Source organism: Streptomyces sparsus (assembly GCF_054776295.1).
The window spans coordinates 1-5,786 of the sequence record NZ_BAAHCA010000255.1; the positions used below are offsets into that span (position 1 = coordinate 1).

8 protein-coding genes are annotated in these 5,786 nt (G+C 70.8%); 4 read left to right on the plus strand and 4 right to left on the minus strand.

Annotation, left to right across the window (positions count from 1 at the left end):
• Positions 1-279 (minus strand): RNA polymerase sigma factor (locus ACYVE9_RS13660; RefSeq protein WP_461028100.1); only part of this gene is annotated, 279 nt, incomplete at its 3' end.
• A gap of 244 nt (positions 280-523) precedes the next feature.
• Between ACYVE9_RS13660 and ACYVE9_RS13665 the strand changes: the two genes are divergently transcribed.
• From ACYVE9_RS13665 to ACYVE9_RS13675, 3 genes are all read left to right on the plus strand, one after another.
• On the plus strand, positions 524-1,267 hold the full coding sequence (locus ACYVE9_RS13665; protein ID WP_461028093.1) for an ANTAR domain-containing protein: 744 nt from the start codon (positions 524-526) through the stop codon (positions 1,265-1,267).
• Positions 1,268-1,343: 76 nt separating this feature from the next.
• The gene (locus ACYVE9_RS13670) at positions 1,344-2,063 is read left to right on the plus strand and encodes an ANTAR domain-containing protein (protein WP_461028094.1); all 720 of its coding nucleotides are present in this window, start codon (positions 1,344-1,346) and stop codon (positions 2,061-2,063) included.
• 263 nt (positions 2,064-2,326) lie between these two features.
• Complete coding sequence (locus ACYVE9_RS13675) at positions 2,327-2,719, plus strand: STAS domain-containing protein (RefSeq protein ID WP_461028095.1); 393 nt, start codon at positions 2,327-2,329, stop codon at positions 2,717-2,719.
• A gap of 187 nt (positions 2,720-2,906) precedes the next feature.
• On the opposite strand, the gene ACYVE9_RS13680 is transcribed toward ACYVE9_RS13675, so the two are convergent.
• Positions 2,907-3,131, minus strand: a complete 225-nt coding sequence (locus tag ACYVE9_RS13680; protein ID WP_461028096.1) for a DUF2283 domain-containing protein — start codon at positions 3,129-3,131, stop codon at positions 2,907-2,909.
• Between the two features lie 22 nt (positions 3,132-3,153).
• Positions 3,154-4,104: a DUF4258 domain-containing protein gene (locus ACYVE9_RS13685; RefSeq protein ID WP_461028097.1), complete on the minus strand. Its 951-nt coding sequence runs from the start codon at positions 4,102-4,104 to the stop codon at positions 3,154-3,156.
• Positions 4,105-4,310: 206 nt separating this feature from the next.
• Here ACYVE9_RS13685 and ACYVE9_RS13690 point away from each other — a divergent pair, with 206 nt between their 5' ends.
• The gene (locus ACYVE9_RS13690) at positions 4,311-4,721 is read left to right on the plus strand and encodes a RidA family protein (RefSeq protein WP_461028098.1); all 411 of its coding nucleotides are present in this window, start codon (positions 4,311-4,313) and stop codon (positions 4,719-4,721) included.
• A gap of 272 nt (positions 4,722-4,993) precedes the next feature.
• On the opposite strand, the gene ACYVE9_RS13695 is transcribed toward ACYVE9_RS13690, so the two are convergent.
• Positions 4,994-5,392: a MerR family transcriptional regulator gene (locus tag ACYVE9_RS13695; RefSeq protein WP_461028099.1), complete on the minus strand. Its 399-nt coding sequence runs from the start codon at positions 5,390-5,392 to the stop codon at positions 4,994-4,996.
• Between the last annotated feature and the right edge of the window lie 394 nt (positions 5,393-5,786).

Below are 5,786 nucleotides of genomic sequence, written 5' to 3' on the forward strand. Positions count from 1 at the left end.
CGGCGGAGCTGCGGCCGCCGGCGGCTCCGCGTGGTGCGCCCTGCGCCGGAACGCGTCCACGAGGCGGCGCGCCGCGATCGTCCACAGCCAGCCGGTTGCGGTCCCTCCGACAGAGGCCCCGGCGAACGCACCCGCCGCGCGCCACACCGCCAGGTAGGTCTCCTGCATGACCTCCGCGACGATCTGCTCGTCGGCGCACCGGCGGCGCAGCCGCACCGCCATCCACGGCGACGTTCGCCGGTACAACTCCTCGAACGCGGCACGGTCGCCCTTCGCCACGAGCCGGACGAGACGTTCCTCGTCCAGCTCGTGCAGCGCTCCCCTGACTGATCTCACGCCCCGCTAGACGTCCCAGCCGGGTCGCGGGTTTTCCTCCTGGTGTGATCCCCGTCACGTGTGGGTGAATCCGCGGGCTCCCTGCGTGACGGTGTCGGCCGGGTGAAGGCATCCGAACGGGGCGAGGCTGGGCCCGGGGCCGGCGACTGTGCGAAGCTGGCCGGGATCACTCTTGGAGGTGAGGGGTGTGCCTGAGCTTCCACGTGAGGAACAGCTGGCGGCCGCGTTTGTCGACCTCGCCGACACGTTGGTGCGGGACTTCGACGTCATCGGGTTCCTGCACACGCTCGCCGAGCACTGCGTGGCCCTGCTCGACGTGACGGCAGCCGGGGTGCTGCTCGCCACTCCCGGTGGCCAGCTGGTGGACGCCGCGGCGTCGGACGAGCGCACGCGCCGGCTGGAGCTGGCCAGCATCGAGTGGGACGAGGGCCCCTGCCGGGACTGTGTCCGGACCAGGAAGCAGGTTCCGGACGTGTCGCTGGCGACCCAGTCGGCCCGGATGCGGTGGCCGCGGTTCGCGCCGCGGGCGGTGGAAGCGGGCTTCACCTCGGTCGTCGCAGCCCCGCTCCGCCTGCACGACCAGGTGATCGGGGCCCTGAACCTGTTCCGGGACCGGCCTGGACCGCTGGACGACGCCCAGCTGCGGCTGGGGCAGGCGCTGGCCGACACCGCCACTATCGGTGTCCTGCAACAGCGGGCGGTGAGTGAGCAGATGACGGTGACCGCGCAACTGCAGGCCGCTCTGGACAGCCGCATCATCATCGAGCAGGCCAAGGGCTTTCTCGCGCACCGCCGCGACATGAGCGTGGAGGAGGCGTTCACCCTCATGCGCCGCCACGCACGTGATCACCAGGTGCGACTCACCGAGATCGCCCGCCAGATCCTGCAGGGCACGGCCGACACGTCTCTCCTTCCCCGGCGCGATCGGTGAGGCGTCCGCCCATCGGTACTGACTGGTGGGCCGGCCGCTGCCTGACCTGTCCGTCGACCTCGCGGGGGTGGCTCCGGTGACACATCCGGAGATGGTCGCCTACCTGCGTGCCCTCGACTCGCACCAGGGGCCGGGCCTGGCGCCGCTGCCCCTCGCGGCCTGCATGGAGTCGTTGGGCCTGGACGGTCTCGCCCTGCTGCTGTCCCCGGGAGGCGACACCCCCGAACTGGTGCAGTCCTTCGGTGAGCACACGCACGCGCTGGAGGATCTGCAGCGGGTCCAGGGCCAGGGCCCCAGCCTGGACGCCGCCCGCCACGGCACCCTGATGCTGCTGCCGGACGTGGCCGACGCCTCCGCGGCCGCCACCGACCGTTGGCCCGGCCTGCCGGGCGCCATCGAGGCGCTGGACGTACGCGCGGTGTTCTCCTTCCCGCTGCGCATCGGGATCATCGCGCTCGGCGCTCTCACCGGCCACCGCACCCGTCCCGGTCCGCTGTCCAACGACGAGCTCACCGACGCCTTCGGCCTGGCCGACACCGTCGCACAGATCACCATCGCCATCGCGGCCCGTGCCGAGTCACCAGGCACTCCGCTGCTGGACGACCCCGGCCTCCACTTCGCCGAGGTCCACCAGGCGACCGGCATGCTCGCGGCCCAACTGGAGATCAACTGCGACCATGCCCTGGTCAGGCTGCGCGGCCACGCCTTCAGCCACGACCGGCCCCTCCTGGACGTCGCCCGCGACGTGCTGGCCCGCCGACTGCGCCTGCACGGAAACGGAGCCGACTGGGCCTGACGCGTCCGCTGACGACGCTCCCGCAAGGGAGGGCCCGTCCTCACGGTGTCCGGTCCTGCCGCCGTGGCAGCGGGGGACTCGCGGTCGGCGGTGGCAGCGAAGAGCTCGCGGTCGCGGTGGCAGCGGGGGACTTCGATCGCGCATCTATTCGACACAAACCCGGCGGTGAGGCAGGCAGCCGACTACTCTGGTGCGAAGTGCCGGCCCGGACCCCGTTGGCGAATCGGTCCTCTTGGACGTCCGCCTTCGGAGAGATGGGTCCCATGACCCCACCCCATGCAGTGGTCTGTGTCCAGGAAGTGCGCGTCCACGGAATCTGCACTCTGGTCGTCCTGTGCGGTGAGATCGACCTGTCCACCGCCCCCGGCATCACCGACTGCCTCGACGGCCTCACGCGAGCCGGCGATGCCGACCTGTTGATCGACCTGCGCCCGGTCGACTTCATGGACTGCAGCGGCGTGCGGCTCCTCAACCGCGCACGCGCCCGAACCGACGGCAGACACGGACGTCTACGCCTGGTCTGCACCCGCGGCGCGATCCTGCGCCTGCTCCGACACCCGCGCCTGCGGCTGGACTTCGACATCCTCGACCGGCTCCCCGCGCCGGCACCCGAGCCCGCCTTCGCACCTGCGCCAGCACCCGCCTCCGCACCCTGACCGCCTCCGCATCCTGACCGCCTCCGCACCCTGACAGGCCGCGGAACCCGTGCTTCGGCGCGAGCCCCCAGCAGGGGGGAACCGTGAACCGGCGACACGAGCGCGAGGCGGAGCACCTCTCCACCTCGCGCTCCTGTCACCGCGCGCCCCGGTCCGCTGAAGCTGACTGGCCGAGGAAGGGGGCTTCTCAGGTGCCCGCCGCACCCCCGTTGAGCAGTTCGGCCGGGAGGGCGGCGCGGGCGCCGATGACCTCGATGCCGAGCAGATGTCCCGACTCGTCGAAGTCGAGGGTCAGGTCGGCCTCTCCGCCCGGTGCCTCGACGGGGACCTGCGAGACCGCGGCCCCGTCCGTGATGTGCGCGACGAGGGAGACGTACGCGGTGTCGTTCTCCTGGTCGTACTCGATGTGCATGGTTGTGCTCCCCAGAGGTCGGTCAGTTGCGGCCGACGGAGACGACGTTGCCGGCCTTGTTGACCACGACCCAGATCTTTCCGCTGGTGTACTTCCAGGTGCCGGCCGTCTTGCCCCTGGACTTCTTCCCGTTCTTCACGGTACGCGCGACCATCTCCTGGCTGATGCCCCGCTGCGCCATCCGCTTGGCCGCGTGCTTGGAGATGCTCTTCACGCCCGTGGACAGCAGCAGGCGCCCGGCGACGATGGCGATCGGGATGAACCACGCCGGGTCGGCCACGACCGGGTAGGCGGTGTTCGGCCCGGTGCGAACCGTCTGCACGAGAGCGCCGCCCTCGACGCGGTAGTCGGTGGGCACCGCCTCGCCGTTCGCGTCCTTCGCCCAGGGGGTGTCGAAGGTGCCCAGGTACTCGTCGCCCCGGCTGACCAGGACGCTGCCGTCCTCCAGCTCCTCGGCCACGGCGTCGGTCGGCAGGTCGAGCGCGAAGCGGTACTCCGTCGGTGCGTCCGCGTCCTGGAGCGTGATCAGGGTGCGCACGCCGTCCTGGTTGGGTTGCACGGCGAGGTTGTAGCCGTCGGCCGCGTCGGCGTACACGACGGTGCCGCCGGCGCTCGTCGAGGCGGGGGAGTGGGCGGTGCCGGGCAGACCGAGCCGGACGGTGTCGTCGCCGTACGTGGACTCCACCGAACCGTTCGCGGTGGCGGGCGCGGTGATGCGGGCGGTGTGCCCGTCCCCGGGCACCTCGGCGTGGGCGACGCCGTCGCCCCGTGCGGTCGAGGGCACGAGGTCCGTGGTGCCGGTGACGCGTTCCACCGCCTCGGCCGCCTGCACGACGCTAGCGACGGGCACGGTGCCGCTGTCCGCCTGCGCCACGGCTGTGGTCAGCAGTACGGCTCCGGCGGTGCAGCCCGCCACGAGTATCCGGGCGGTGGTCCGGTGACGTCGGGGGGACCGGTTCAGGATGCGGGGCATGATCGTCCTTGCTGATGGCCCGGAACGGGCACGTGGTGATCAACAACGCCTGCAATCCTGCCGATCGGCGTGCGCGCGGGGTATCCGCCCTTCGGCGTGAAGCACCCCGCCGGTCGGCGGGGGCGGCACAAAAAGGCAAGGCGGGAGCCACTGGAGTGCTGGCAGGATGTGCGCGCTCAGCACCTGAGGAGAAAGGCTCCACGACCGTGCCCCGTGCGATCACTCTGATCCGCTCCGCCTCCCTGTCCGACGTCGCCGAGTACGCCTACGCGGCCACGGCGCCCGCTGAGGCACGCCTGATCTTCCTCGCCGGGTCATGTCCGCTGAACAAGGACGGTTCCACGGCAGCGATCGGTGACTACGCGGGCCAGGCGGCGAAAGCGATCGAGAACATGCAGGTGGCCCTTGCCGCCGCGGGTGCGTCACTTCAGGACGTCATCAGCACTCGGGTCCTCGTCGCGTCCAGCCGGCAGGAGGACCTGGTGACCGCCTGGCAGGTGGTCCGGGACTCCTTCGCCGACCATGACGTCCCCAGCACCTTGATGGGCGTCACCGTGCTCGGTTACGACGACCAACTCGTCGAGATCGAGGCCGTCGCGGCCGTGATCGATTCCTGAGCCCCCTCCACGCACGACACTGCCCGCCGGCGCCCGCGTGCTGGCTCGGGACGGCAGCTTCCTCCACCGTTCCGACCAGGGCGATTGCCACGCCTTCCGGTGTCCTCCGCGTGGGGTGAGGAGACGGGTACGCCCGAGTCGCGGTCCCGTTGAGCCACGGCCGATTTGGCGCGGCCGGCGCGGAGTGACCGCCATGGTGCTCAAAACGACCTGCTCGGAGGCCAGTTGGTCCGCGGAGAGGTCCACGTCCGGAAGGCGCGTGGACCACTGGGTCAGGTGTCCGGGTTGAGGTGGCGGCGGAGGGTGGCGGCGAAGTCCTCGGCGGCGAGGAGTTGGGCGCGCAGAGTCTGGCAGCGGGCTTCGGCGATCTTGCGGTAGGAGTCCAGCCGCTCGCGGAGGCGGTCCCGCTGCTCGGGCTCGAGGTCGTCCGCGGCCGACAGCCGGTCGGTGGCGTCCAGCAGGTCGCGCATCTCCTCCAGGGAGAAGTCCAGTGGCTTCATGCGTCGGACGACCATGAGGCGTTCGACGTCCTCCTCGGTGTAGAGGCGGAAGCCTCCCCGGCTGCGGGCGGAGGGGGTGACTAGTCCCACTTCCTCGTAGTGGCGGATGGTGCGCAGGGACAAACCGGTCCGCTCGGCCGCTTCGCCGATCTGCATCTGCCGTTCCGCCATTGCTGCCAGCTCTCCTCGAGTTGTGGTGTGTCGTTCGGACGCGCGGGGCCCGCCGGTGTCACGTGAGGCGAATCACAAGGTCGACGGGCCCGTTCGCCTTGGTCTCCCCAGGTGACGAAGCGCTTATCTCTCACGTTGGGATAGAGTCGGACGTGGTCGACGCTGCGGTTACTGGTGACTGCTGCATCAATCCGCCGTGACGGGCACCCCACTGAGCCCTCTGGCACTCTCAGACCTCCGGGCAATGATGCCCGACCGGCGGCCCAGCAGTCGTCGACCTTCCCGCAGAACACTTCCGGACCGGGCGAACCACGCAGGGCCCCTGGCGGAGTCCTTCATGATGCGCGTGCAGCCGTGCCTGTGCGCCTGAGCAGAGACGGTTGCATGTCCTCCA